This is a genomic window from Saccharothrix lopnurensis (assembly GCF_042658445.1).
GTDB lineage: Bacteria > Actinomycetota > Actinomycetes > Mycobacteriales > Pseudonocardiaceae > Actinosynnema > Actinosynnema lopnurensis.
On sequence record NZ_JBHSQO010000045.1, the window covers coordinates 578 to 25464 of the forward strand.

19 protein-coding genes and 1 pseudogene are annotated in these 24887 nt (G+C 74.4%); 7 read left to right on the plus strand and 13 right to left on the minus strand.

Features of this window, described 5'->3' with window-relative positions:
* From ACFP3R_RS29935 to ACFP3R_RS29950, 4 genes and pseudogenes are all read right to left on the minus strand, one after another.
* Window positions 1-105 (minus strand): annotated as a pseudogene (locus tag ACFP3R_RS29935) (SCO3242 family prenyltransferase); the annotation flags it as partial.
* A complete protein-coding gene (locus tag ACFP3R_RS29940) occupies window positions 102-1223 on the minus strand; it encodes an inositol-3-phosphate synthase (RefSeq protein WP_380640794.1) in 1122 nt (373 codons plus the stop codon). The pseudogene ACFP3R_RS29935 and the gene ACFP3R_RS29940, both read right to left, overlap by 4 nt.
* Window positions 1224-1393: 170 nt before the next feature.
* Window positions 1394-4111, minus strand: coding sequence for a glycosyl hydrolase family 95 catalytic domain-containing protein (locus tag ACFP3R_RS29945; protein ID WP_380640796.1), 2718 nt, complete (start codon window positions 4109-4111; stop codon window positions 1394-1396).
* A gap of 265 nt (window positions 4112-4376) precedes the next feature.
* A complete protein-coding gene (locus ACFP3R_RS29950; RefSeq protein WP_380640798.1) occupies window positions 4377-5864 on the minus strand; it encodes a discoidin domain-containing protein in 1488 nt (495 codons plus the stop codon).
* Window positions 5865-6218: 354 nt separating this feature from the next.
* Here ACFP3R_RS29950 and ACFP3R_RS29955 point away from each other — a divergent pair, with 354 nt between their 5' ends.
* The 3 genes from ACFP3R_RS29955 to ACFP3R_RS29965 are packed head-to-tail and all read left to right on the plus strand — an operon-like array spanning window position 6219 to window position 9842.
* The gene (locus tag ACFP3R_RS29955) at window positions 6219-7259 is read left to right on the plus strand and encodes a sugar ABC transporter substrate-binding protein (RefSeq protein ID WP_380640800.1); all 1041 of its coding nucleotides are present in this window, start codon (window positions 6219-6221) and stop codon (window positions 7257-7259) included.
* Window positions 7260-7270: 11 nt separating this feature from the next.
* On the plus strand, window positions 7271-8785 hold the full coding sequence (locus ACFP3R_RS29960; RefSeq protein ID WP_380640803.1) for a sugar ABC transporter ATP-binding protein: 1515 nt from the start codon (window positions 7271-7273) through the stop codon (window positions 8783-8785).
* Window positions 8778-9842 carry an ABC transporter permease gene (locus ACFP3R_RS29965; RefSeq protein WP_380640805.1) on the plus strand — a complete coding sequence of 355 codons (1065 nt, stop codon included), beginning with the start codon at window positions 8778-8780 and terminating at the stop codon, window positions 9840-9842. The genes ACFP3R_RS29960 and ACFP3R_RS29965 overlap by 8 nt, the downstream gene beginning before the upstream one ends.
* 40 nt (window positions 9843-9882) lie before the next feature.
* Here the strand turns inward: ACFP3R_RS29965 and ACFP3R_RS29970 are convergent, their stop codons facing one another.
* From ACFP3R_RS29970 to ACFP3R_RS29980, 3 genes are all read right to left on the minus strand, one after another.
* Complete coding sequence (locus tag ACFP3R_RS29970) at window positions 9883-11142, minus strand: SGNH/GDSL hydrolase family protein (protein ID WP_380640807.1); 1260 nt, start codon at window positions 11140-11142, stop codon at window positions 9883-9885.
* 172 nt (window positions 11143-11314) lie between these two features.
* The gene (locus ACFP3R_RS29975) at window positions 11315-12652 is read right to left on the minus strand and encodes an alpha/beta hydrolase (RefSeq protein WP_380640897.1); all 1338 of its coding nucleotides are present in this window, start codon (window positions 12650-12652) and stop codon (window positions 11315-11317) included.
* A 70-nt stretch (window positions 12653-12722) separates the two neighbouring features.
* Window positions 12723-13742: an aldo/keto reductase gene (locus ACFP3R_RS29980; protein ID WP_380640808.1), complete on the minus strand. Its 1020-nt coding sequence runs from the start codon at window positions 13740-13742 to the stop codon at window positions 12723-12725.
* Between the two features lie 155 nt (window positions 13743-13897).
* On the opposite strand from ACFP3R_RS29980, the gene ACFP3R_RS29985 reads away from it, so the two are divergent.
* A complete protein-coding gene (locus tag ACFP3R_RS29985; RefSeq protein ID WP_380640809.1) occupies window positions 13898-14488 on the plus strand; it encodes a TetR/AcrR family transcriptional regulator in 591 nt (196 codons plus the stop codon).
* A 63-nt stretch (window positions 14489-14551) separates the two neighbouring features.
* On the opposite strand, the gene ACFP3R_RS29990 is transcribed toward ACFP3R_RS29985, so the two are convergent.
* From ACFP3R_RS29990 to ACFP3R_RS30000, 3 genes are all read right to left on the minus strand, one after another.
* Window positions 14552-15004 (minus strand): RICIN domain-containing protein, encoded by a 453-nt coding sequence (locus ACFP3R_RS29990; protein ID WP_380640811.1) that lies wholly within the window; start codon window positions 15002-15004, stop codon window positions 14552-14554.
* 158 nt (window positions 15005-15162) lie between these two features.
* Entirely contained in the window at window positions 15163-16446 is a 1284-nt protein-coding gene (locus ACFP3R_RS29995) for an SGNH/GDSL hydrolase family protein (protein ID WP_380640813.1), read from the minus strand.
* Window positions 16447-16606: 160 nt separating this feature from the next.
* Window positions 16607-17854 (minus strand): hypothetical protein, encoded by a 1248-nt coding sequence (locus tag ACFP3R_RS30000; RefSeq protein WP_380640815.1) that lies wholly within the window; start codon window positions 17852-17854, stop codon window positions 16607-16609.
* A 179-nt stretch (window positions 17855-18033) separates the two neighbouring features.
* Between ACFP3R_RS30000 and ACFP3R_RS30005 the strand changes: the two genes are divergently transcribed.
* Together ACFP3R_RS30005 and ACFP3R_RS30010 are read left to right on the plus strand one after the other, a co-directional pair.
* On the plus strand, window positions 18034-18522 hold the full coding sequence (locus tag ACFP3R_RS30005) for a hypothetical protein (protein WP_380640817.1): 489 nt from the start codon (window positions 18034-18036) through the stop codon (window positions 18520-18522).
* Window positions 18523-18708: 186 nt separating this feature from the next.
* Complete coding sequence (locus tag ACFP3R_RS30010) at window positions 18709-18873, plus strand: hypothetical protein (protein WP_380640819.1); 165 nt, start codon at window positions 18709-18711, stop codon at window positions 18871-18873.
* A 52-nt stretch (window positions 18874-18925) separates the two neighbouring features.
* Here the strand turns inward: ACFP3R_RS30010 and ACFP3R_RS30015 are convergent, their stop codons facing one another.
* The 3 genes from ACFP3R_RS30015 to ACFP3R_RS30025 form a co-directional block, all read right to left on the minus strand.
* Window positions 18926-20206 (minus strand): glycosyltransferase, encoded by a 1281-nt coding sequence (locus tag ACFP3R_RS30015; protein ID WP_380640821.1) that lies wholly within the window; start codon window positions 20204-20206, stop codon window positions 18926-18928.
* Window positions 20207-20269: 63 nt separating this feature from the next.
* Window positions 20270-21208 carry a helix-turn-helix domain-containing protein gene (locus tag ACFP3R_RS30020; RefSeq protein WP_380640823.1) on the minus strand — a complete coding sequence of 313 codons (939 nt, stop codon included), beginning with the start codon at window positions 21206-21208 and terminating at the stop codon, window positions 20270-20272.
* 226 nt (window positions 21209-21434) lie between these two features.
* Complete coding sequence (locus ACFP3R_RS30025) at window positions 21435-22202, minus strand: alpha/beta fold hydrolase (RefSeq protein ID WP_380640825.1); 768 nt, start codon at window positions 22200-22202, stop codon at window positions 21435-21437.
* A 65-nt stretch (window positions 22203-22267) separates the two neighbouring features.
* Here ACFP3R_RS30025 and ACFP3R_RS30030 point away from each other — a divergent pair, with 65 nt between their 5' ends.
* Complete coding sequence (locus ACFP3R_RS30030; protein WP_380640827.1) at window positions 22268-24865, plus strand: AAA family ATPase; 2598 nt, start codon at window positions 22268-22270, stop codon at window positions 24863-24865.
* Window positions 24866-24887: the final 22 nt, after the last annotated feature.

Sequence of the window (24887 nt, forward strand, 5' to 3'; positions counted from 1 at the left end):
CGCCGTACCCGGTACGGCAGTGCCGGGTACGGCGGCGCCCGCGACGGTGTCGCCGAGCACGGTCAGCGCGGCGGGCGCGCGGACGAGGTGGAGGTAGGGGTTCACAGCTCCCCCGCCCACTCGGCCAGGACCCTGGTCTGCTCGGCGAAGCCGTGCTCGGTCGAGCCCAGGGGGTCCTTGAAGAAGAACCCGAGCTCGCCCTGCACGCCCACGCGGCCCGCCCGGTGCGCGGCGGCCAGCAGCCGGGCCAGGTCCAGCACCAGGGGCGCGGCCAGGGCCGAGTCGAGGCCGGTCCAGGTGAACTGGAGGGTCATCCGCGCGCCGAGGAAGCCCTCGAACAGCACGTGGTCCCAGGCCGTCTTCTGCTCGCCCAGCTCGGGCACGTTGTCGATGTGCAGGGGCGCGGTCACCGGGTGCCCGAGCAGCGCGGACAGGCCGGACGCCTTGGTGCGCAGCTTGCTCGACGCGTGCGCCGGGTCCTCCAGGGTCGAGCCGTCGCCGCCGCCCAGCAGGTTCGTGCCCGCCCACGACCGCACCCGCAGCGCCCGCGCGGTGAACATGGGCGCGAGCACGGTCCGGACCAGGGTCTCGCCGGTCTTGCCGTCGCGGCCCGCGTACGGGACGCCGACCACGGCGGCCAGCTCCGCCAGCGCGGGCAGCGCCACGCCCGTGGACGGGGTGAAGTCCACGAACGAACAGCCCGCCTTGAACGCCGCGTAGGCCGCGAGGGAGCTGGGCGGCAGCACCGTCTCCCCCACCGCCAGCGCCTTCTCCAGCGCCGCCGCGGACGCGTGCGCCGGGTGCGGGTCGACCGGCGGTTCGGTGGAGGCCACGTTGACCACCACGACCCGCTCCAGGTCGTGCCGCGACCGGAACGACGCCAGGTCGGCCACCAGCCGCGCCGCGACCTCCACCTGGGCGCCCTGCGGCACGTCCCGCAGGTTCGCCTGCACCTCCCGCAGCCCGGCCGAGACCGGGCCGAGCAGCTCGGCCGGGACCACACCGGCCCGCGCCAGCTGCTCGGCCCGCTTCACCAGCGGGGTGGACACCACGTCGTGCCCGCCCACCACCAGCGAGTCCCACGGCGGCAGGTCGGCGTCGAGCAGTTCGGTGACGCAACCGGTGGGCGGCACCAGGCCGGCCCGCAGCCCGAGCAGCCCGCACACCGCCGTGGTCGCCACCGATCCCCGCGCACCCACCAACCACAGACCCGTTCGTCCCATCGGCACTCCCCTGATCTGGATGTGGTCCGGCTCACAAGCCGAAAACGAGGCCGATTCTGTTTCGAGTCGACTGAATTCGGCAAGACTTCCGTCGACAATCGACAAAAGTCATGCTCGATTGGACGAAAGTCGCCTCGCGGTGACCACGGTCCGTCAACGCACCCGAATTTTCAGGGGAGGATGTACAAGGCGTCCACCATCCCCACCGAGGTGCTTCGGTTGACGATCCGGAGGGTGTGCTGCCCCCGGCTCAGGCCGGACCGCTCCCACACCACCTGCCGGACCTGGCGCGGCCCGTCGGCCCGCAGGTCGACGGTGGCCTGGAACGCGCCGTCGAGGTAGACGTCCACGGGCCCCATGTCGCCGTTGCGCTCCGAGTAGTAGCGCACCCCGGTGCCGGTGAAGGTGTGCTGCGCGACGGACCCGCTGGTGGTGCTGTGGTGGGTGTCGTCGTCGTGGTCGCCGTAACCCCGGTTGGTCGTGTGGTGCCAGTTGCCGTCGTAGGTCAGCCCGGTGTTGTTGACCACCGGGTTGGCCGTGCGCGACAGACCCAGCGTGGAGGCCGTGCCGCTCAACGACTTCGCGTCCTGGTTGACGTGCCCCGTCAGCCGGGTCCCGGTGTAGGAGGTGAGCGGCTTGGCCGTCCGCTCCACCACGTACGTCGTGCCCGCGGCGGTGGCCAGGTCGAACTCGCCGGCCGTGGTGGTGAGCAGGACCGCGTTGTCGGCGGCGCGGCGCACCCGCACCTGCTGACCGCCCCACGGGTTGACCACCCTGGCGGTCTTGCCGTGCAGCGACCGCAGGCCCACGTACTTGGTCTCCCCCGCCTCGCGCTCGGAGCTGACCAGGAACCCGTTCTTCGCCAGCAGGGTGAACTTCCCGGTGAAGGAGGAGTCGCCCGGGATGGCCGGGAACACCCGGATGCGGTCGTCGTAGGACTGCATCAGCGATTCGTTGACCACCGACAGGTGCACGCCCAGGTACTCGAACACGCCGTTGGTGTTGTTGGTCATGCCGTTGGGGTGGTTCTGGTACTGGCGCAGCATCTGCTTCATGCCCTGGTACGCCTGGTCGCCCAGGCCCAGCCGCGCGGCCTGGATCGCGTCGGGCGCCCACACGTTGCCGTACGGGAACGGCCGCCGGTTCCAGGTGGTGATCGCCTTCTGCTGGTCGGGGTGGCCGATGCCGGTCTGGTTGTAGGGCCACACCAGCTCGACGGCCACGTTCTCGTTGTTGCGGCTCGGGGCGATCGGCGGGGTGTGCGGCAGGTAGGCGCTGCCGTCGGTCGGGTAGGCGACCAGGTCGTCCAGCAGCCGCTGCCACTGCGGGCGCAGGTCGGCGTCCAGGCCGAGCTGCCGCGAGCTCTCGATCAGCACCGGGAAGAGGCTGCGCACGGCGGCCAGGTCGGTGATCGCGTTGGGCACGTTCCAGTACGTCTCGTGGGAGTTCGAGCTGACCATGTGGTACTTGCCGGTGCCGCTGTCGTGGGAGAAGCGGCTCTGGATGAACTTCGCCGTCTCCCGCATGAACGGGTACGCGGTCTGGCGCAGGTAGCCGAGGTCGTCGGTGTACCGGTACTGGAGGTACATGGCGAACGCGGCCTCGGGGCCGGTGGAGAAGATGTTCTTGGTGTAGTCGGAGTTCACCGTGCCGCGCGCGTTGCCGTCCCAGCCCATCGTCTCCGGCACCCAGGTCCCGTCCACGCCGTAGCGCGACCGCGTGAACGCCTTGAGGGCGTCGTGGTTGCGGCTGTAGGAGCGGTTGAACCCGGCGACGAGGTCCACGTGGTTCGAGGCGAGGAACGAGTGGTAGACGTCGCGCTGGTTCCAGTACCAGTAGGAGTTGCTCCACTTCGTGTTGTCGCCGGTGGCGCGGAAGACTCCGTTGACGAAGTGGAACGGGTAGTTGCCGTACCCGCCGGCCGCGATCATGTAGGTGCCGAGGTAGTAGACGTTCTCCAGGTAGTCGGCGTCGCCGCCGAGCCCGGAGTACCGCACGAACGACCTGCCCCAGAAGTCGTGCCACCAGTTGCGGTAGTTGGTCAGGGTGGTCTGGTAGCCGGTGCTCTTGACCGCGTTGAGCGCGGTGCGCGCCTGCCGCACCGAGTCGCGGTCCGGCGCGTTGATCCGGCTGCTCGCGGTGAACCAGATCGTGTAGCTGCGCGAGGGCGTGATGGTGAGGCGGACCTTGCGGCCGTCCACGACCTGCGCGGTGTGGCTCGCGCCCTCGACGGTCGCGGCGAGCGTGTAGCCGAAGCCCTGCGGGTCGGCCTGCCCCCGGCTCAGGCCCGCGCCGGAGGAGTCGGCGTAGGTCGACACGGTCTTCCAGGTGTCCAGGTTCGGCACGTCACCGCTGTTGGGCAGCTGCGAGACGTCCCACAGGCCCAGTTCCAGCACCACGGACCGCACACCGCCGCGCGCGTCCTCGACGTGGACGCCCATGACCTCGGAGTTCGGCGAGCCCATCACGGTGACCGTGCGGTCGTCGTCGTACCCGGTGGTCAGCGTGCCGTCGTAGAGCGACAGGCGCTGCTGGTGGGTGGTGTAGCCGCTGTCCATGGCCGGGGTGGTGGCCAGGTTGAGCAGCCCGGCGCCGAACGCGGTCTGCTGCGAGGTGTCCACGCCCGACACCTGCATGGTCAGGCCGTCCTGCTGCCACGCCATCGCGCCGACGCGGCCGTTGCCGACGGTCAGGCCGTGCAGGTTGTTGGTGTTGGGCCGGTTGTAGACCACGTCGTGCTTGGCCAGGTAGCTCGCGAGGTCGACGTCCAGGACGCCGGTCGAGGGGTTGAACGCGGCGTCGGTCGGTGCCGCGGTCGCCGCCTCGACCGGCACGAGCGCCGCCGCGAGCAGGGCGCACGTGGTGAGGGCGCGAAGAAAGATCCTCATCGATCGTTTCCTCTCCGGGGGTTATCCAGGGATAACATCGGATGAGTAGACCGTCAACAGCGGACATCTGTTCCGGAACTTCCCGCAAAAGTGTTGAAAGATCCGATGAAACGGCACCTGCGCAGGGGGTACCAGGGGGGCGTCCCGGCAGGTCTCCCCCGGTTCGCCACGACCGCGTCACCGCGTGGCGACCCCGATCACCGGTGGCGGTGCCGGTCGGTGCCGGGACGACGTCCCGGCACCTCCACCCCGTCCCCGGACCGCGTCAGAAGCGGAACACGCCGACCTCGGCCGCCTGGCCGGCGGGCCACCGGGTGTTGGCGGTGAAGACCAGCCGCAGGTGGCGCTGGAAGGTCTGCGGCACGGGGATGGCCACCCGGTTGCCGGTCGCCGGGTCGAACCGGTGACCGCGGTTGGCGACGAGGGTCGTCCACGTGCGACCGTCCGCGCTGCCGCGCACGGTGATCCGCTGGGTGCGCGGCTCCCAGCCCGGCGGCAGGGCCACCTCGACGCGGCCGACCTCCTCGGTCGCGCCCAGGTCGACGGTCAGCGGCTGGGGGAACAGGTTGTGCGCGCTCTCCCAGTAGGTGCCGGTGTCGCCGTCGTTGGCGTTCACGGACGGGTACCCGGGGACGTTGCCGGAGGCGGTGAAGCGCCGGCCGTCGGCGAGGTCCGGGTTCGGCACGGGCGGCGCGGACCCGGTGAACCGCTCGACCCAGTAGCGGGTGCGGTCGAGGTAGGCGGTCTCGGCCGCCTGACCCGTCCGGCCGTAGGCGCCCTCGTAGGTCAGGTAGCCGTGACCGGCGGGCGGGGTGGAGTCGGCGGGCTCGATGGACGAGCCCTCGTGCCACTCGTTGAACGAGGTGATCGACACCCAGTCCGGCCGGCCGCCGGTCTCGGGGGCGAGGGCGTTGCCCCACTGGAGGTCGTAGGTCGCGCCGTCCGCGCGGTCCAGGGTCGGGCTGGTGTTGCCGGGCACGGCGCGGTCGTCCAGGTAGCCGGGGCCGACGGACGGCGCCCACACCAGGCCGTTGGCGCGGGCGAAGTCGGCGACGCCCTTCCAGCCGATCGCGGTGTTCGCCGCGATGACGTCGTAGGTGTAGATGCCGCCGAAGTGCCCGACCCGGCTCACGTCGGTGGTCTGGGCGAGCACGACGGCGATGTCCCGCACCTCCTCCAGCGGCGCCCAGTCGGCCACCTCCAGGCTGTTGAACACGTAGAACGCGCCCCGGTCGCCGCGCTGGGCGTCCCGGTGGAAGGCGGGGCTCGACCCGTACCGGTCGTCGAGGTAGCGGATGTCCTCGACGGTGCTCTCCGCGGTGCGCCCGCCGTAGGGCTCCAGGTGGAAGGCGACCCGCACGCCGTGCCGGGCGGCGGCGTCCAGCAGGCCGGGCACCAGCCGGTCCTCGTACGAGTCCCGGCCCCACCAGCTCGTCACGACCACGCCGGCGCCGGACCGGCGGACCCACCGCATGTGCTGGTCGACGGCGCCGGCCAGGTCGCCGGAGTCGTAGGCGCCCAGCGTCGGGTAGAAGTCCGCGCCGATGTCGTCGGGCGGCGTGCGGCCGCCCTGCTGCCAGTGCCGGTAGGAGCCGTAGACCTCGGGGCTGCCGTACCAGGGGTAGTAGAAGAGGTGCACGTCGGAAGGCACGGCCCGGACGCCGGGCGCGGCGGCGGCGGGGCCGGTCGGGACGACCGCGACCAGGGCCAGGGCCGAGCAGAACGCGATCACGATGCCGAGCAGGGTGCGCATGGTGGTCCGCCCACATCCTTGCGTCGTTGTAAGGAAGGTCACACGACCATAAGTAAAGCCGACAACTTGACGCAAGAACTTGACTCAAACACGCAAAAACTTGACCAGGCTTGTCCGAAATCGGACAGGCCGACAACGGCGCCCTCGTTCGCCACCGCGCCCGCCGACGGTCGCGGATTTCGCGCCGAGCGCGCCCGACCTCCGGTGACCGCATAACACATCGGATCTCTGTTGACCACCTATTGCGATCCGGTCGGGGGCAGCGGTATGCCTGAGCACAGATGTCGGATGTCTGAGGAGGGCCTGGCGCTCTCCGGGTCACCCCAGTCCGCCCACCCACCACCGGAGACATCGATGAAGATCCCCTCCCGGACCGCCGCCGTCCTCGCGGTGGCGTGCCTGGTCCTCGCCGGGTGCAGCAAGGACGCGCCGACCGGAACCCCGCCGGCGGGCTCCGGCCCGGGTGGCGTCGGCGTCGACCTGCCCCGCGCCGACTCCGACTTCTGGAACGCCTACGCGCGCTACGTGCCGGAGAAGGCCGCCGAAGCGGGGGTCGAGCTGGTCTCCACCACCAACTCGCAGAACAACGTCCAGACCCTGATCTCCAACGTGGACAGCATGGTGACGCAGGGGGCCAGGGCCATCGTGATGGCGCCCCAGGACACCGGCGCGATCGGACCGAAGCTCGACGAGCTGGCGGGGCGGGGCATCCCGGTGATCAGCGTCGACACCCGCCCGGACACCGGGCAGGTGTACATGGTGGTGCGCGCCGACAACCGCGCCTACGGCACCAGGGCGTGCGAGTTCCTCGGGGAGGAGCTCGGCGGGCGGGGCAAGGTGGTCGAGTTCCAGGGCTCGCTGTCCTCCGTCAACGGTCGTGACCGCTCCGAGGCGTTCAAGGAGTGCATGGGCACGAGGTTCCCCGACATCACCGTGTTCGAGGAGCCCACCGACTGGGAGGGCGGCAGGGCCCAGGCCGCGCTGGAGACCCGCCTGGCCACCGACCCGGATCTCAAGGGCGTCTACATGCAGGCGGGCGGCGTCTTCCTCGACCCCACCCTCCAGGTGCTCAAGCAGCGGGGCCTGCTGGTGCCGCCGACCGACCCGAGGCACATCGTCATCGTCTCCAACGACGGCATCCCGCAGGAGCTCGACGCGATCCGCAAGGGCGAGATCGACGCCACCGTCTCCCAGCCCGCCGACGACTACGCGGGCATCGGCCTGCACTGGGCCCGCAGGGCCTTGGCGGGCGAGCGGCCCGCACCCGGCCCGACCGACCACGGCAGCACCGTCGTCGAGCTGCCGAACGGCTTCGAGGACCAGCTGCCGGCGCCGCTGGTCACCAGGGACAACGTCGACGACCCCGCGCTGTGGGGCAACGGCTCCGGGTCCTAGGGGGCGGCCGGGTGTCGGGAACGGGGACGCCGGTCGTCGAGGCGACCGGGGTGGTCAAGCGGTACGGGCCGACGGTGGCGTTGGCCGACGGGTCCCTGGCGGTGCGGCCCGGGGAGGTGCACGCCCTGGTCGGCCGGAACGGGGCGGGCAAGTCGACGCTGGTCGGGGTGCTGACCGGCCTGGTCGAACCGGACGCGGGCGAGGTCGCGTTCGGCGGCGAGCCGGCGCCGCCCACGGGTGACCGGGCGGCGTGGCGGGCGCTGGTGGCGTGCGTCTACCAGCACCCCTCGGTGGTCAAGGACCTGTCCGTCGCGGAGAACCTGTTCCTGAACCGGCAGCCGCGCGGCCGCTTCGGGCTGGTGTCGCACGCGCGGATGCGCCGCGAGGCCGCCGAGCTGCTGGAGTCGTGGTCGGTGCCGGTGGACCCCGGGCTGCCGGCCCGGGAGCTGACCGTAGAGCAGCGGCAGCTGGTGGAGATCGCGGGCGCGCTGTCGCTGGGCGCCCGGTTCGTGATCCTGGACGAGCCGACCGCCCAGCTGGAGTCGCGGGCCGTCCAGCGGCTGTTCGGGCGGGTGCGGGCGCTGCGCGAGCAGGGCGTGACGTTCCTGTTCATCTCCCACCACCTGCCCGAGGTCTACGAGCTCTGCGAGCGGGTCACGGTGTTCCGGGACGCCCGGCACGTCGTCACCGACACCGTCGCCGCCCTCGACCGGGAACGGCTGGTCGCGGCCATGGTCGGCGAGGCGCGCGGGCTGGTGCGGGCCGGCGCGGACCGCCCGCCCGTGCCCGACGACGCCGAACCGGTGCTGGAGCTGACCGGGGTGGGCGTGCCCGGCGTGGTCGGACCGGTGGACCTGGTGGTCCGGCGCGGGGAGGTCGTGGGCGTGGCGGGCTCGGCCGCCGGCGGCAAGCGGCAGCTCGCCGAGGCCCTGGCGGGGCTGCGGCCCCGCACCGGCCGGGTCGCGGTCGCGGGCCGGGTGGTGCGGCCGGGCTCGGTCCGGGCCGCCCTGGACGCCGGGCTCGGCTACCTGCCCGGGGACCGCGACGTCGACGGCTTCGTCAGCGGCCTGTCGGTCGCCGAGAACGCCACCATGACCATCGCGCACCGGCTCGGCCCCGGTCAGCTCGTGCTGCCCGCGCGCCGGGACGCCGAGGCGCGGCGGGTGATCGCCGAGCTGGACGTGCGCACCACCGGGCCGCACCAGCCGGTGGGCGAGCTGTCCGGCGGCAACGCCCAGAAGGTCGCGATGGCCCGCGCCCTGGCCGGCGACCCCGAGGTGCTGGTGCTGGTGCAGCCGACGGCGGGCGTGGACGTGCGCGCCAAGGAGTCGCTGCTGGGCGCGGTGGACGCGCAGACCCGGCGGCGCCGGGGCGCGCTGCTGGTGTCGGACGAACTGGAGGACCTGCGGGTCTGCGACCGGGTCGTGGTGCTGGTCGGCGGGCGCGTCGTCGCCGAGCACCCGCGCGGCTGGGACGAGGGCGGGCTCGTCGCCCGGATCGAGGGGATCGGTGAGGACCATGACTAGCGCCGCGACCGGGACCGACGCGCCGGGGGACGGGACCGGGCCGCCCGGCGGTTCGCCGGCCGGGCGCGCCCGGCCGGCGAACCGCCTGCGCCTGGCCCGGCTGCGCGACCTGGCGCTGGTCCCGCCCATCGTCGCCCTGCTCGTCTACGGCTGGACGCTCAAGCCGGACCTGTTCCTGACCAAGGCTTACCTGGTCGACACCGTCCTGAAGTACCAGACCGAGCTGGCGCTGGTCGTGCTGGCCGAGGCTCTGGTGCTGATCGTCGGCAAGTTCGACCTGTCGCTGGAGTCGGTCGTGGGCATCGCGCCCGCGATCGCGGTGTTCCTGGTGGTGGGCGGCGCCGACCTCCCGGGCACCCCGTGGCCCACGTGGACGGTGCTGCCGGTGGCCCTGCTGATCGGCGGCCTGGTCGGGCTGTTCAACGGGTTGCTGATCGTCCGGTTCACGCTCTCGGCGTTCATCGTCACCCTGGCCGTGCTGATCGCCCTGCGCGGCCTGCAACTGGCCGTCGTGGGCGGGGCGACGATGTCGAACCTGGCCAACCGCGTCCCGGTGATCGACCACCTGGGCAGCCTGCGGTTCCTCACCCTGCCGATCTCGGTGTGGGTCGTGGTGGTGTGCTTCGGGGTGGGCATCGTGGTGCTGGGCTACACCAGGGTCGGGCGGTCGCTCTACGCCGTGGGCGGCAACCCGGCCGCGGCGCGGGCGGCGGGCATCCGGGTCGAGCGGGTCGTCTGGGTCACGCTGGTCGTCGCGGGCGTGCTGGCGGCGTTCGCGGGCCTGATGCTGTCCGCGCGGCTGGGGTCGGTGGCCGCCAACCAGGGCGACGGCATGATCTTCACGGTGTTCGCCGCGGCGGTCATCGGCGGGATCAGCCTCGACGGCGGCAAGGGCACCCTGTTCGGGGCGCTGACCGGTGTCGTGCTGCTCGGGCTGATCCAGAACGTGCTGACCCTGGCCCAGGTCAGGGCCGACCAGATCCAGGCGGTCAACGGCCTGGTGATCCTGGTCGCCCTCGTCCTGGCGAGGCTCACCAGCGGGAAGGCCCAGGACTGAGGGCCGGCGGGGTTCGACGCCCCCCGCCTCAACCGTGCCGCTACCCGGTGGCGAACAGCTCCGGGGGCACGGCGTCCGCCAGCGCCCGGTACCCGGTGGGGTTGAGGTGCAGGTGGTCGCCGCTGTCGCAGGACGCCCTGAGCCGGGCCGGTCGCGCCGGGTCGCGGACCGCCCGGTCGAAGTCGACCACGGCGTCGAAGCGGTCGCTGGTGCGGATCCAGTCGTTGACCGACCGCCGGGCCGCCTCGCGGCAGCCCGCGGGGTCGTCGTAGTCGTTGCCCCCGAACGGCAGGAGCGTCGCCCCGTAGACGCGGATGCCCTGGGCGTGGGCGCGGACCACGATCTGGTCGTAGCCGTCCACGAGCTCGTCGGCGACCTGCTTCTGGGCGGCCTCGGTGGCCTGGGCGCAGCCGAGGTCGTTGACGCCCTCGAAGACGAACAGCCACGCGACCCCGCTGTGCGCCAGCACGTCGCGGTCCAGGCGCGCCAGCGCGTTGGGGCCCAGGCCGTCGCGCAGCACGCGGTTGCCGCCCGCCGCCTGGTTGACCAGCGCCACGCCCGCGGTGGCGGGGTGGGCCCGGAGCCGGGCCAGCAGCAGGTCGGGCCAGCGGTCGTTGCCGTTGGTGGTGGAGCCCCGGCCGTCGGTCAGCGAGTCGCCCAGGAGGACCGCGGCGGCGGTGCCCGGACCGGACGGCACCTCGACGCCGCTGAGGAAGTACCAGTGGTCGACCGGCGTGGCGCCCGGCAGGGCGTCGGCCGCGACGTGGTTGCCCGCCAGCAGGTGCGAGGTGGTGCGGGAGCCGGGGTGCGAGGTGATGTCGGTGGACGCCTGCCCCTGCGCCAGGTGCACCGTCACGGTCAGGTTGGCCGAGTCCCCGACCGGGAAGGGGAGCGGGTCGGAGACCACCTGGGCGCCCGGCTGGACGACCGCGGAGGTCTTGCCGTGGAAGGTGGCGGCGCGGGCCGTGCCGGGCTCGATCTCGCCGGCGCCCGCCCGGCCGCCGCGCGGGTGGGCGACCGTCACCGCGGTGAGGGGCAGGGGCGCGCCGCCGAAGGCGTTGGAGAACCGGAGCCGGAGCCGGTCGCCGCCGACGGAGACGCGCACGGTCTGGCGCAGGGTGGCGTCGGCCAGGACCGCGCCGTCGCGGGTGAAGGGCGCGGGCGGCATGTTGGCGGGCTCGGTCAGCTGCGGCATCGACGCCCAGGTGTGCACCCAGCGCTCGGTCGGCGTGGACGACGGCTCCGCGCCGAACGCCCGCGGGGGCGCGGTGGGCGCGCCCGCCGGCGGCTGTCGTCGCATCGAAGTCCCCTCGGCGTCTTCGACGGGCGGTCCACTGCGGCAGGCGGGGCGGACCGCTCTTCGGGTCGCAAGTTTCGACCCTTTTATCTTAACTTTCGGGCCAACGTAGCTCCCCGGGCGGCGTCGCGTCAACGCCGCCGCGCGCCCGCGGACCGACCGGTACCGGAGGGGGTCAGCACGTCCTGTCACGGGCGGGCGCCGTGCCCAGCAGGTGGGCGTCCGCGGCGCGGCGCGTGCACTCGTTGGCGTGGTAGACCCCGTGGCCGGGGCCGTCGAAGGTGACCAGCCCCGACCCCTTCGCCTGCCGGTGCACCTCGCGCGCCCACCGGTAGGGCGTGGCCACGTCGTAGCGGCTGGTCAGCAGGAGCAGCGGCGGGGCCCGGTCGACGTCGAGGCGGTGCGGCGGGTTGGTCGGGCGGTCGGTGAACCCGACGCACGTGGCCGCCTCCTGGTGGCCCAGGTACGAACCGCGCGTCGTGGGCGCCGCGCGCAGCTCGGCGTCGCGCAGCGCCCGGTACCCGGCGAAGTCCTCGAACCGCAGCGCGAAGTCCTGGCACACCACGGCGTAGCGCAGCGAGTCGTAGTTCGGCTCGAACGACGCCCGCGCGCCGCCGACCTCCGCGACGAGCGAGGCCAGGCCCTCCCAGTCCCCGTCGCGGATCAGCGAGAACGCCCAGGCGATGAGTTCGCCCCGGCCCAACCCGATCCCGTCCGCGGCGTCCAGGGCCCCCTCCCACGCCGCGCGGACGTCCCGGCCGCGCAGGGCGCACGTGGTGTCGCGGGCGCACCACGCGACGAACACGCCGAACGCCTCCTCCACCGCCCGCGCCCGGTCCAGCACCAACCGCCGCGGGCCGGCGCTGTGGTCGATCACGCCGTCCAGCACCATCGAGCGCACCCGCGGCCCGAACAGCTCCGCGTACTGCTGGCCCAGCAGCGTGCCGTAGGAGATGCCGTAGAAGCTGATCCGCCGCTCCCCCAGCGCCGCGCGCACCGCGTCCAGGTCCCGTGCCGAGCGGGCGGTGTCCACGTGGTCGAACACCGGGTGGCGGGCCCGGCAGTCCTCGCGCACCGCGAGGTTGTGCCGGGCCAGCGCGGCGAACGCGGCCTCGTCCGCCGGGTCGTCGCCGGGGTTGCGCGCCATCAGCTCGGGCGAGCAGCGGATCGCCGAGCTGGCGTTCGTGCCCAGCTGGTCGAAGCCCACGACGTCGAACCGGGCCCGCACCTCGGCGCTGAGGTAGGGGGCGCGGGCGAACTCCGCGCCGGACCCGCCGGGACCGCCCGCGTCGACGAACACCACGCCGATCCGGCGCGCGGGGTCGGTGGCGCGGACCCGCGACACGGCCAGGTCCGTCCTCGCGCCGCGCGGGTTCGCCCGGTCGAGCGGGACGGACACCGTGCCGCACTCGGCCGCGGGCTGGTCCGGGCACGGCTGCCAGGCGATCGTCGCCGCCTCGGCCCGGGGTGCGGCGACCAGCAGGCCCGCGACCAGCGTGGTGACGAGCAGCATCCGCACGGCGTCCCCCCAGCGTGAGCAGAGACGTGCAGTCTCGCGAGGCCGGCGCGCCGGGGGCAAGCCCCTATCGCCGCCGCAGCGACGGGTCGAGCAGGGCGGGCGGGGTGTCGAACTTCTCGTGCGGGGCGAGGTCGACGCCGGGGGCCACCACGGCGTCGATCGCGTCGAGCACGTCGGCGGGCAGCACCGTGTCCGCGGCGTCCAGCTGCGACCTCAGGTGGTCGAGCGTGCGAGGGCCGACGATCGCGCTGGTCACGGCGGGGTGCGCGGTCACGAACCCGAGCGCGAGCTGGACCAGGGTCAGGCCGGCGCCGGCGGCGACCTCGGCCAGCCGCTCGACGGCGTCGAGCCGGGCCCGGTTGGCGGGCAGGGCGGGGTCGAAGCGCTCCGGCATGACCCCGGCGCGGTGGGTGGTGACCTCGCGGCCCGCGCGGATCGCGCCCGACAGCCAGCCCGAGGCCAGCGGGCTCCAGGCCAGCACGCCGAGCCCGTACTGCTCGGCCACCGGCAGCACGTGGGCCTCGATCCCCCGTTGCAGGATCGAGTAGCTGGGCTGCTCGGTGACGTACCGGCCCAGGTGGTGCTCGCGGGCGGCCCACTGCGCCTGCACGATGCGGTAGGCGGGGAACGTCGAGGAGCCGAAGTACCGGATCTTGCCGGCGCGGCGCAGGTCGGTCAGCGCCGACAGCGTCTCCTCGTCGTCGGTCTCCGGGTCCCACCGGTGGACCTGGTAGAGGTCGACGTGGTCGACGCCGAGGCGGCGCAGGCTGTCCTCCAGCGCGGTGACCAGCCAGCGGCGCGAACCGCCCCGGTGGTTGCGCTCCTCGCCCATGGGCATGGTCGCCTTCGTGGCCAGCACGAGGTCGTCGCGGCGGCCGGCGACGGCCTTGCCGACGATCTCCTCCGACCCGCCCCGGCTGTACCAGTCGGCGGTGTCGATGACGTTGATCCCGCCCTCCAGGGCGGCGTCGACGACGGCGGTGGCCTCCTCCTGGGTGGTGCGCCCGAGCGCGCCGAAGTTCATCGCGCCGAGCGCGAGCGAGCTGACCTGCACACCGGTGCGGCCCAAGGTGCGGTACTGCATGACTGCGTTCCTCCGTCGAGGCGAGGCGCGGTGACGGCGCGCGAAGTGGTCGCCGGGCCCCTGGCCTGGCATCATGAGCAACCGGAACGTTGCTCCGCTAACGATACGGAGCAGTGTTCCGTTTTGCAAGCCCGGTGGGTGGAGGGAGCGGCACGGTGGACGACGGCGACGAGGGCGCGGTGCGGGCGACCAGGCGCAAGCGGGCGGACGCCCGGCGCAACGAGAAGACCCTGCTCGACGCGGCCGCCGCGGTCTTCGTGGACTCGGGCGTCGACGCGCCGGTGCGCGACATCGCGGCCAGGGCCGGTGTCGGGATGGGCACGATCTACCGCCACTTCCCGACGCGGGCGGACCTCATCATCGCCGTCTACCGGCACCAGGTGGAGGCGTGCGCCGAGGCCGGGCCGGCCCTGCTGGCGAGCAGCGCGACCCCGCACGCCGCGCTGGCGCGGTGGATCGACCTCTTCGTGGACTTCCTGATCACCAAGCACGGGCTGGCCGCCGTGCTCCGGTCCGACCAGTCCGGGTTCGACGCGCTGCACGCCTACTTCCTCGACCGCCTCGTGCCCGTGTGCGCCCAACTGCTCGACGCGGCGGTCGAGGCGGGTGAGATCCGGTCCGACCTGGAGGCGTTCATGCTCATGCGCGGTGTCGGGAACCTGTGCGTCGGCGCGGACGCGGACCCCCGCTACGACGCGCGTCGGCTGGTCGAGCTCCTCATCGCGGGGCTGCGCCGGCCGGCCTGAGCAGGACCGACCCGACCTGGACCGGCCTGAGCCGGACCGGGGTGCGGCGGGGACCGGCGGTCGTCAGCGGGTCCAGGACTGGAGCGGGTCGTCCTCCCGGCACGGCCCCAGCGCCACGGCCGCGAACGCGCGCGGGCCGGTCAGGCACTCCCCCCGGTGGAGGGCGCTCTCCAGGGCGAAGCTCCCCCTCGGCCGGGTGTGCTCCACCCAGGACTGGCCCTGGGCCCCGATGCACTCCAGCACCTCGACCGCCGCGGGCGAGTACGCCGTCAGGCACCCCCGCAGCCGCGGGTGAACCACGGTCGTGAACGCGCCCGCGTCGTCCGGGTGGAACCGCCACAGCTGGTCGGGCCGCCCCGTCCGCGGCCCGAGCACGACCGGTTCGGACCGCGCGCCGGCGGTCAGCGCCAGGCCGGGCAGCCCGGCGCGGCCGACCACCACCTCGTCGTACTCGGCCGCCGCGGCGGCGGGCGCGAGCGCCAGCAGGGCGATCAGGACGGTCGACAACGTGCGCATGGTTCCCCCGGTGCGTTCGGTGTTCCGTCCTATTAGCCCACCGGAGGGCTTGCACGATCAGGTGGCGTGCTGCGCCGAAGGGTGAATCCGGTCGCGTGGACAGGGCCGCCCGGCGGCGGTGGGCGCGGCCGGGCGGCGGAGGAAGCGGAGATCGGGGGTCAGCCCACCGTGATGGTGCCGTCGGCGGCGCGCACGCACGCCACCGCGCGGGTGGTCGCGGCCGCGGCGCCGGTGAGGCAGCGGCCCAGCACCGCGTGCCCGGCGGCGTTGGGGTGCCACGACTCCTGGCAGGTCTGGAAGTACGTCACGCAGGTGTTGGCGATCCGCTGCACGGCGATCTTGTCGCGGCCGGAGAGGCTGGTGACGAACGTGCCGCTCGGGCCGTCCTGGAGCCGGATCGGGGTGGCCAGCGCGTTCGCCGGGCTGTCGCCCCGCTCGCAGAGCCGCGCGCCGTCGAAGGCCCGCTGCACGTTGAGGTGGACCAGGTCGGCGCCCGGGAACTCGGCCGACAGCGCGGCGTGCGAGCCCTGCACGACCGTGCCCAGGCGGCTGGAGAACACGTGACCCGGGGCGAGGCTGGCGCGGTGGACCGGGCAGCCCGCCGCGTACCGCTCGGCGCCGAGGTCGCGGAACTTGTCGCGGGTGTCGTCGCGCCCGTCCTCCTCGTGGTACTGGGGCAGCAGGTCGAGCGGCAGCGGGTTGGTGTAGTCCTGGAAGACCACGCGGTGCCGCCCGTCGGCGTCGACCTGGGCCAGGGTGGTCAGCAGCTGCCGCAGGGCCGCGGTCGTCTCGGTGGTCGCCGCCGCGATCTCCTCCTCGGTGGCCAGGTCGGACACCGCGCACGGCTGCTGCGGCACGTCGCCGGCCCAGAACTCCCACCAGCCGGTCCAGGCGTCGGCGATGAACCGGTTCGCGCACAGCGAGGCCACGTCGCCGAAGGTGAACGAGCTGTTGTTCGAACCCAGGCCGACCAGCACCAGGTCGATGTCGTGGGTGCCCGCGACGGCGCGGAGCTGGTCGAGCTGCGAGGCGACGGTGCGGCCCTTGGCGCGGGCGCCGGAGGCGTTCGCGACGTCGTGCGGCTGGCCGCCGGAGCAGGCGAGGTTGAACCGGGCCTGGACGCCCGGCAGGTCGGCCTTGAGCAGGGACGCGTTGGCCGACCGGTGGCAGAAGAAGGCGTTGGCGTTCGGCGCCGACCAGCCGGGGAAGCCCTGCGCGACGCCGTTGACGTCGGTCACCGGGAGGTAGTTCCCCGCCCCCTCGCCGCTGACGAAGCTGTCGCCGATCGCGACGGCGGCGGTGGGCAGCACGGCGGTCGGCAGCACGGCGGAGGCCGCGTCCGGGGCTCCCGGGTCGGGGGCGGCGCCGGCGACCGCCGTGGCGGACCAGCCGAGCGCCGCGGCGAGCACGGCGACCAGCACCGGACGTCGAAGCAGGGACATCACGACCTCCTCGTTGACAGTCGGACTGACGTGAAATGTCTTCAAATCCGTCGCCCGGGTCAAGACCGAAGGGAATTTCCGGGATGCCGTTGACGGCGGCCCGGCCGGGAGGCGGCCCGGCCGGGAGGCGGCCCGGCCGGGTACCGCGCGACCGGGGCCGCTAGAACACGACGTCGGCCTTCCTGATCTCCTCGCTGTCCTTCGGCAGGACCCGAACCCAGGTCCGGATGAACGAACGAGGTTTCCCCTGGTTGGCGGCTGCGACGGCCTGCACGGCGGCCAGCTCCTCCACGCTGTTGGCCCGCCTGCGCCCCGACAGGCCGATGGGCGTCTCCTCGATCTGGTCGGAGCCGGCCAGGCGGCCGTCGTAGGCGTTCGCGACGGAGTACTGGCCGTTGACGCGCCAGTCGGTCCGCTCCCGCTCGGCCGCGTCCTCACCGAGCCGCTGCGCGCCGTCCGCCCCCCGGTACAGCTCTCGCCAGGCGGTGTGGGCCGTCCGGACGTCGAGGTCCTGGGCCTTCAGGCCCCGGTCCGCCAACCACCCGCGCAGGTGCGGTCCCGGCCCCTCCGCCATGGTCCCGAGCAGCTCGATCCCGAAGACGTACACACCCAACTGGTGGTCGTACCAGTAGAAGGCGCCCTCCGGCGCGGCGTCCAGGCCCTGGTGCGCCCGCAGCGCGTCGGCCGCGCCGTACTCGACCCGCTTGGCCGCGACCGGCGTCGCGTGCCAGACCAGGTCGTCCACCCAGGAGAGGTAGGTGTGCTCGCCGTGGCTGATGCCGCCGCGCACCGGGGCGTTCGCCTCGGGCCCGGCCTTGAGCACCGCGCGCGCGTGGTCCAGCGCGGCCAGGTGCGCCGGCGGGAGCAGCTTCTCCTGCCACTCGCGCCTCTTCGCGCTCGGCTCCTCGACGTCGGCGAACCACTCCGTCGCCTCCACCGGTTCCTGGTTGTCGAAGATGAGGTTGACGAAGACGTTGTTCCCGGCGCTGTCCTTGTGGAACGACGGGACCGCCTTGTACTCGGACCGGTCCGGGTAGTAGTTCACGTCCACGGCGATGACGTGGTCGCCGTCCGCGAACCAGCTCTGCCGCCGGAGGTAGGGCCACTGGCCGTTGTGGTCCATGAACATCTCCAGGAAGGCGATGGCGCCGGCCACCAGCTCGATCAGCCGATCGCCCTCCAGGTCGGTCACCACCGCCCTGGACCTGGGCTGGTAGTAGATCGTGCAGAGGTTGACGTACCTCGGCCCGTCGGGCCCCGGGGCGAAGTCGCCGAACTCCTGCTTCAGGGCCCCGGCGAGCTTCTGCCACCCGGCCGCGTTCCCCAACAGGGAGGCCACCGTCCCCGTTTGCATCAACAACGGCACCAACGAGTCGTCGACGGACGGGGTCAGAGGGCCTTCGGTCACGGGAACCTCCACCAGGGCAGTCGGGGAACGGGAAGATCGACGACCGGGACGATCGCTAGATAAAACGTTAGCATCCCGGGTGCCGCCCGACGGTCGGCGAAGTGCGGTCCGGGGTGCCCGGCCGGCCGGGGTGGACAGCACCCGGTCGCCGGGGTGGACGACGCGACCGGGGTGCCGGGGTGGATGGCGCGGTCGAGGTGCCGGCGCGCAACGGCGGCGCGCACGTAGGCTGGGTCGCGCCCTGGTTCCCCGGTGGCGCTCCGGTGACGCGGGAAGAGGTCGGGCGGGTGCGGGCAGCGGGGAGGACGAGCCGGTTCGGGCTCCTGCTCACGGCGCTGCTGGTGCTGCTCGGCATCTCCGCCGGCGTGGCGCCGGGCGCACCCTCCGGTCACCCGGGCCACCCACCGGTCCGGGTAACCGGCTGGTCGGCCTCGTCCGAACCGTCGATGCACGACGACCGCCACGACTGGCTCCGGCTGTCGGCCCCGGCGCGGTACGCGCAGGCCGCGTCGCACCCGGACACCTGGTGGGTGCTCTGCGGGCGCGTGACCGGCCGCTGCGCCCTGCGGGGCCGACCGCCCCTCGACGAGCCCCGCCGCACCGGCACGGCGACGGCCGAGCCGTCACCGCGGTCGAGCCGCGCGCCCCCCGCCCCGCGAACCGGGTGAACCGGACCTGACGCGTCCTCGACGCGCCCGCCGCACCCGCCCCGCACCGGGGCGACGGCGGCGCCGTCGGTTTCCCGTGCCCGCCGCCGTGCCGGTCGGTCGACCACCGTCACCGCGGCCCCGCCGGCGTCGACCGCCGACGGGGCGACCGGCGCGGCCGCGGGCGTTCCCCGAAGGGGTCGATCCATGTCCGTTGTCCTGTTCGTGCTGCTGGTCGCCGTGATCCTCGCCGCGGCCGGCCTGATGGTGGTGATGTTCCTCCGGGACAAGCCGCTCTACGGCGTGGTGGGCCTCGGCCTGCTCGCCGGTCCCGGCAGCCTGCTCGCCGTCCTGCACCTGTCCCTGGCGTAGCCGCGGCGGCCGCGCTCGGCCGGTCCCCCGGTCGAGCGCGGTCCGCCTCCGGCTAGCGCTCCGAGGTCGCGCGCCGCACGACGCCCTCGATGAGGTCCGCCGAGGTGCCCGGGGCGTCGTGCGCCGCGTACTCGGCGGCCATCGCCGCGGCCCGGTCGCGGAAGGACGGCACGTCGAGCACGCGCCGCACGGCGTCCCGGATCGCCTCGGGCCTCGGCCTGCCGGTGCGCAGGTCGATCCCGACGCCCGCCCGCGCGACCCGGGCGGCGACCTCGGGCTTGTCCTCCGTGGCGCCCCCGACCACCAGCGGCACGCCGTGCGCCAGCGCGTTCTGCACACCGCCGAAGCCGCCGTTGGTGACCATCACCGACAGCCGCGGCAGCAACCGGTCGTAGGGCAGGAACGACGCCAGGCGCGCGTTGGCCGGCACGTGCGCGGGCCGGTGCGCGCCGGTGCTGGCCACCACCAGCACGTCCTCGTCGGCCAGGGCGCGCAGCGCGGGCAGCACCAGGTCCTCCAGGTCGCCGTCGGCCACGGTGCCCTGGGTGACGTGCACGACGGGCCGGTCCGCGGTCTCCACGTCGCCCCACCACCCCGGCAGGTCGCCGGACGACGCGGGCGGCAGCAGGGCGCCGACGAACCGCACCCGCGCCGGCAGGTCGGGGCGCGGGTGCTCCAGCGACGCCAGGCCGTTCTGGAGGTGCAGGTGCCGCGAGATGCCGCTGAGCCCCCTGACCGGCGGCAGCCCCAGCTCCCGCTGGACCGCCACCGCGCGGGCGTGCACCTCGCGCAGCACCACCCGGTCGAACAGCGCCTGCAACGCCCGGTTGCGCAGCCTCGCCAGGGGTCCCGTGCCCGGTTGCAGGCCCGGCCCGAACGGCGCGGTGTGCGGGCCGGCCAGCATCAGCGGGGTCACCCCGACGCTGACGTTCGGCACCCCGGCCAGCGCGCCGAACGCCCCGCCGCCGCCGAAGCCGACGTCGTGCACCACCACGTCGGCGGCCCGCTCGCCGTGCGCCCGGCGCAGGGCGGCCACCTGGGCGGGGACCGGGTCGATGAAGACCGACACCATGTCGAACCGCAGCTTCGCCAAGCCCGTCACCCGCGCCCGCTCGGGGAACAGCTCGTCCACCGTGCCCCGGCTCAGGTCGATGGCCTCGTCGAGCGCCACGAACTCGGCCCCGGCCGCCTCCACCTGGCCGGCGAACCGCCGTCCCGCGCACCACCTCACCCGGTGCCCGCGTTCGGTGAGCGCGCGGGCGATCGGCAGCAGCGGCGTGGTGTGACCGGGGAACGGCACACTCGCGAACAGCACGTCGAGCACGGAGGTCATGCACAGCACCCTAATGAGGCCGACCCGACCGGTCATCGCCCCGACGACGACCGGGGTCCGGTGCTACGCCCCGGGGGGCCGGCGCGACCGGCGCCACTCGCTCGGGGAGCAGCCGAAGGCCGCGCGGAACCGGCGGGTGAAGTGGGTCGGGTCGGTGAAGCCCCAGCGGCGGGCGACGGCGGTGATCGGGGTCGCGTCCAGGGCCAGGTCGGCGCGGGCGCCCTCCAGCCGTTCCGCGATGATCCACTGCTCCAGGCTGAAACCCGCCCGCCGGCACAGGTGGTAGAGCAGCCGCACGGACACGTTGAGCGCGGCGGCGATCTTCTCCGGGCCCAGGTCCGGGTCGGTCAGGTGCCGGCGGACGTAGGTGCGGACCTGGGTGAGCCGGGTGTCCTCGACCGCGTCGAGGTCGTCGTGGGCCGCCGACACCAGCAGCGCCCTCACCAGGTCGAGGGTCGCGGCGCCGAGCGGGCGCGCCCCGGCGGAGGCGGTCAGCTCGCGGGCGTTGCGGCCCAGGTGCGCGACGTGGTCCGCCACCAGCCGGTAGAGCGGGCTGCCGCGCAGCGAGCCGGCCGCCCGGCGGATCGTGTCCACGGGCACGTCCAGCACGTCCAGGGGCACCTGCACGCAGCCCGCGGCACCCTCGCCGGACCACCCGAACTCGTAGGCGGAGGACAGGTCCACCAGGTGCATCTCCCCCGCCGGGACCAGTTGGCGCTCGCCCCACTGCTCCAGGCGCCCCACGCCCCGCCGCTGCACGGAGACCGCGACGACCGGGACGTGGTCCTGCCGGGCCAGCCGCTCGGTGCGCAGCAGGCTCATCCCGGACGACCTGCTGCCGAAGACCTCCACGTCGCCCAGCTGCCGCAGCTCGACCCGGAAGCGGACCGGGCGGTCGGGGTGCTCGTGGATCAGGTGGCAGGGGGCGCTGGCCTCCTGGAAAACGGTGTGGACCGCGTCGACGCGGTCCTCCGGCGCCAGGTCGTCGGTGTCGAACAGCACCGGCCCCAGTCTAGTGGCGGCCCGACGGGTGGTCCCGTGCCCGCGGTGCCCGTCCTCCGGGTCCGCACCCGGGCCGCACCCCGGTCCGGCACCCCCGAGCCAGCACCCCCGAGCCAGCACCCCCGCCGCACCCCGTGCGGGCACAACCGAACACCGTGCACGCACAGCACTCCCCCCGCGCCCCGGCGGCCAGAATTCTTCTCGGGGACCGGGTGGGAGGGGCGCGTCAGGGTGACAGGAACCGCAGCACGACGTCGTTCCACTGCTGGGGATGGGTGATCGGCGCGCCGTGCGGGGCACCGGGGATGACCGTGGTCGGCGCGCGCCCGCGTCGCGGCGCGGTGAACGCGTCGCACCCGCCGTGCACGACCAGCACCGGCACGTCCACGTCGGCCAGCTCGGCCTCGGGGTCCGCACCGGCCCACGCGGCGATCACGTCCGCCGTGGCCTTGGCCGAGGCGGAGGCCGCGAGGTGCAGCAGGTGCAGCCGGGTGGCCTCGTCCAGCGCGGTCTCGCCGTCCACGGAGAAGAACCGGCCCAGCACGTCGTCCAGCATGGCGATCCGGTGCCACTCGGCGGCGCCCAGCAGGTCGCGCACCAGCCCGTCGTCCACCGCGAGCGGACCGGCGAGCACCAGCCGGGACACCCGGTCGACGCCGAAGCGCACCACGCAGCGGGCCACGTCGCCCGCACCCGAGGAGAACCCGACCAGCGCCGCGTCCCGGAGGTCCAGGTGCGCCAGCAGGCGGTGCAGGTCGGTGGCCAGCGTGTCCTGGTCGTACCCGGCCCAGGCCCGGGTGGAGCGGCCGAAGCCGCGCCGGTCGTAGCCCACCACCCGGTGGCCCGCCGCGACGAACGCGGCCACCTGCGACTCCCAGGACTGGGTGGTCAGCGGCCAACCCGCCACGAGCACGACCGGCGGGCCGGAGCCGAAGTCCTCGTAGTAGAGGCTCACCTCGGCGCCGTTCTCCGTTCCGACCGCGAGTCGTGGCACCGGCCCAGCCTGCCCGGCGGCGCGGGCGGCGCCATCGGTCAGATGACTGCACCGGGCGGGTCGCGGTGATCGGGCGCGCGGCGGAGCTGGCGCGGCTGCGCCGGACGGTCGACCGGGATGCCGGAGTGCCGCCCAACCTGGTGCTGCACGGCGATCCGGGCGTCGGCAAGACGGTCCTGCTCGACGCGGGCGTGGAGTACGCCCGCGGGCGGGGCGTCCGGGTGCTCGGCGGCACCGGCTACGAGAGCGAGGCGCAGCTCGCGTTCGCCGGGCTGCACCAGCTGTTCGCGCCCGTGCTCGGCCACCTCGACCGGGTGGACCCGTTCCACCGGCAGGTGCTGCGCCGGGTGCTCGGCTTCGAACCGGGACCGGTGCCCGACCGGCTCGCCGTCTCGGTGGCCTCGCTCGCGGTGCTGGCCGAGGTCGCCCGGGAGGGTCCGGTGCTCATCGCGGTCGAGGACGCGCACTGGGTGGACCACCCGACGCGCGAGGTGATGATGTTCCTGCTGCTGCGCCTGGCGCCGCACGACATCCGGGCGCTGTTCGCGCGCCGCCCGCTGCTCAGCAGCGAGCGGGTCACCCCGGGCATCGCCGTGCTGGAGGTCGGGCCGCTGCCGGAGCGGGACGCGGGCGCGCTGCTGGACGAGCTGCACCCCGGCCTGCCCTCCGCCGCCCGCGACCGGGTGCTGTCGGCGGCGGCGGGCAACCCGCTGGCGCTGGCCGAACTGCCGCACGCGGTGGGCACGGACGCGCTGGACCTGCTGCCCGCCGGGGCGTCCCCGCGCACCCGCCTGGAGTCGACGTACGCGACGCGCGTCGTGGGGTTGCCGACGGCCGTGCGCACCGCGCTCCTCCAGACCGCGCTGGACGGCGACCGGCTGGAGGACGAGGCCCCGCTCCCCACCGCCCTGACCCCGCTGGAGCTGGTCGAGGTGGAGCGCTCGGGCCTGGTGACCCGCGACTCGACGCCGTCCGGACTGCGCTTCCGCCACCCGCTGGTGCGGTCGGCCATCGTGAACACCGCCGCGCCGGACGAGGTGCGCGCGGCCCACGCCGAGCTGGCCGAGCTGTACCGGGACGTGCCGGAACGCCGGGTGTGGCACCTGGCCGCGGCGTCCGCCGGCCCGGACGAGGAGGTGGCGGCCGAGATCGAGCGGGCCGCGCTGAGCGCGAGCCTGCGCGGCGGCAGCGGTCTGGCAGTCAGCGCGTTGCAGCGGGCCGCGGCGGTCAGCCCCACCGCGCCCGCCGCCGCCGGGCGGCTGCACCGGGCCGCCGAGCTGGCGGAGGAGTCGGGGCAGCTCGAACTGGCGCAGCGGCTGCTGGACGAGGCGCGGCGGCACCTGGACGACCCGACCCGCAGCGCCGCCACCCGCGCCCGCATCGCGCTGCTGCGCGACGGCGACTTCAGCGGGGCCCGCCGGCTGCTCGGCGACGCGGTGGACGACCGCGCGGTGCTCATCCGCCTGGCCGTCGCCACCTACACCGGCGAGGCGCTCACCGGGGACCTGGCCGGGGCGAGCCCGCACACGAAGCTGCTGCACGGCGTGTTCACCGGCACGGCGGGCGCGGAGGAGCTGCGGGAGGCGATCGAGGCGCTGCCCGCCGACACCGCGCCCGGCCGCGTCACCGAGCTGTGCCGCGCCGCCGCGTGGCTGGACGTGCTGCACGAGCACCGGGAACACGTGCGCGGCCTGGTCCGGCGCGAGGTCGGCCAGGGCGCGGTGACGCACGCCGCGACCGGGTACTGGTTCGCCGCGCACGACCACCTCCTGGCCGGGGAGTGGGAGCGGGCCGAGCAGGAGGCGGGCGCGGGCCTGGACCTGTGCGTGCGCCACGACCTCGCGCTGCCCGCGCAGGACCTGCGGTGCCTGCTGGGGTGGCTGGCGGCGGCCCGCGGCGACACCGACTCCGCCCGCGAGTACAGCCGCGTGGTGGAGCAGTGGGCGGAGCCGCGCGGCAGCGCCGCGCACCTGGCGCTGTCCGCGCGGAACCTGACCCTGGCCGCGCTGGGCGAGGGCGACCACGAGGCCGCCCACGCGCACAGCTCGCGTGACCCGGGCACCCCGTGGACGCTGCTGGACGCCGTGGAGGCGGCGGTGCGCGCCGGGCGGCGGGAGGAGGCGAGGGAGCGGGTGGCCGCGGCGGACCTGGCCGGCTTCGCCGACCGCACGCCGCGGCTGCGGCTGCACGTGTTCGCGGCCCGCGCGCTGGTCGCCGACGCGGACGACGACGCGGTGGCCAGCCTGCGCGCCGCGCTGGCGCTGCCGCGCGTGGAGCGCTGGCCGTTCGAGCAGGCCCGGGTCAGGCTCGCGCTCGGCGAGCTGCACCGCAGGCGGCACCGCCCCGGCGACGCCCGGCCGGAGCTGCGCCGCGCCGCCGAGGTCTTCCGCCGCGTCGGCGCGACGGCCTGGCTGCGCCGGGCCGAGCAGGAGCTGAGGGCGACCGGGGTGGCAGTGGCCGCGAACCCGTCGACGGCCGAGTTGACCGCGCAGCAGCTGGAGGTGGCGCACCTGGCCGCCTCGGGCCTGAGCAACAAGGAGATCGGCGCGCGCCTGTTCCTGTCGCCGCGCACGGTCAGCGCGCACCTCTACCGGATCTTCCCGAAGCTGGGCATCACGTCCCGGTCGGCGTTGCGGGACGCGCTGGCGGCGCTCGACCGGTGACCGCCGGGCCGGCGGGCGGCGG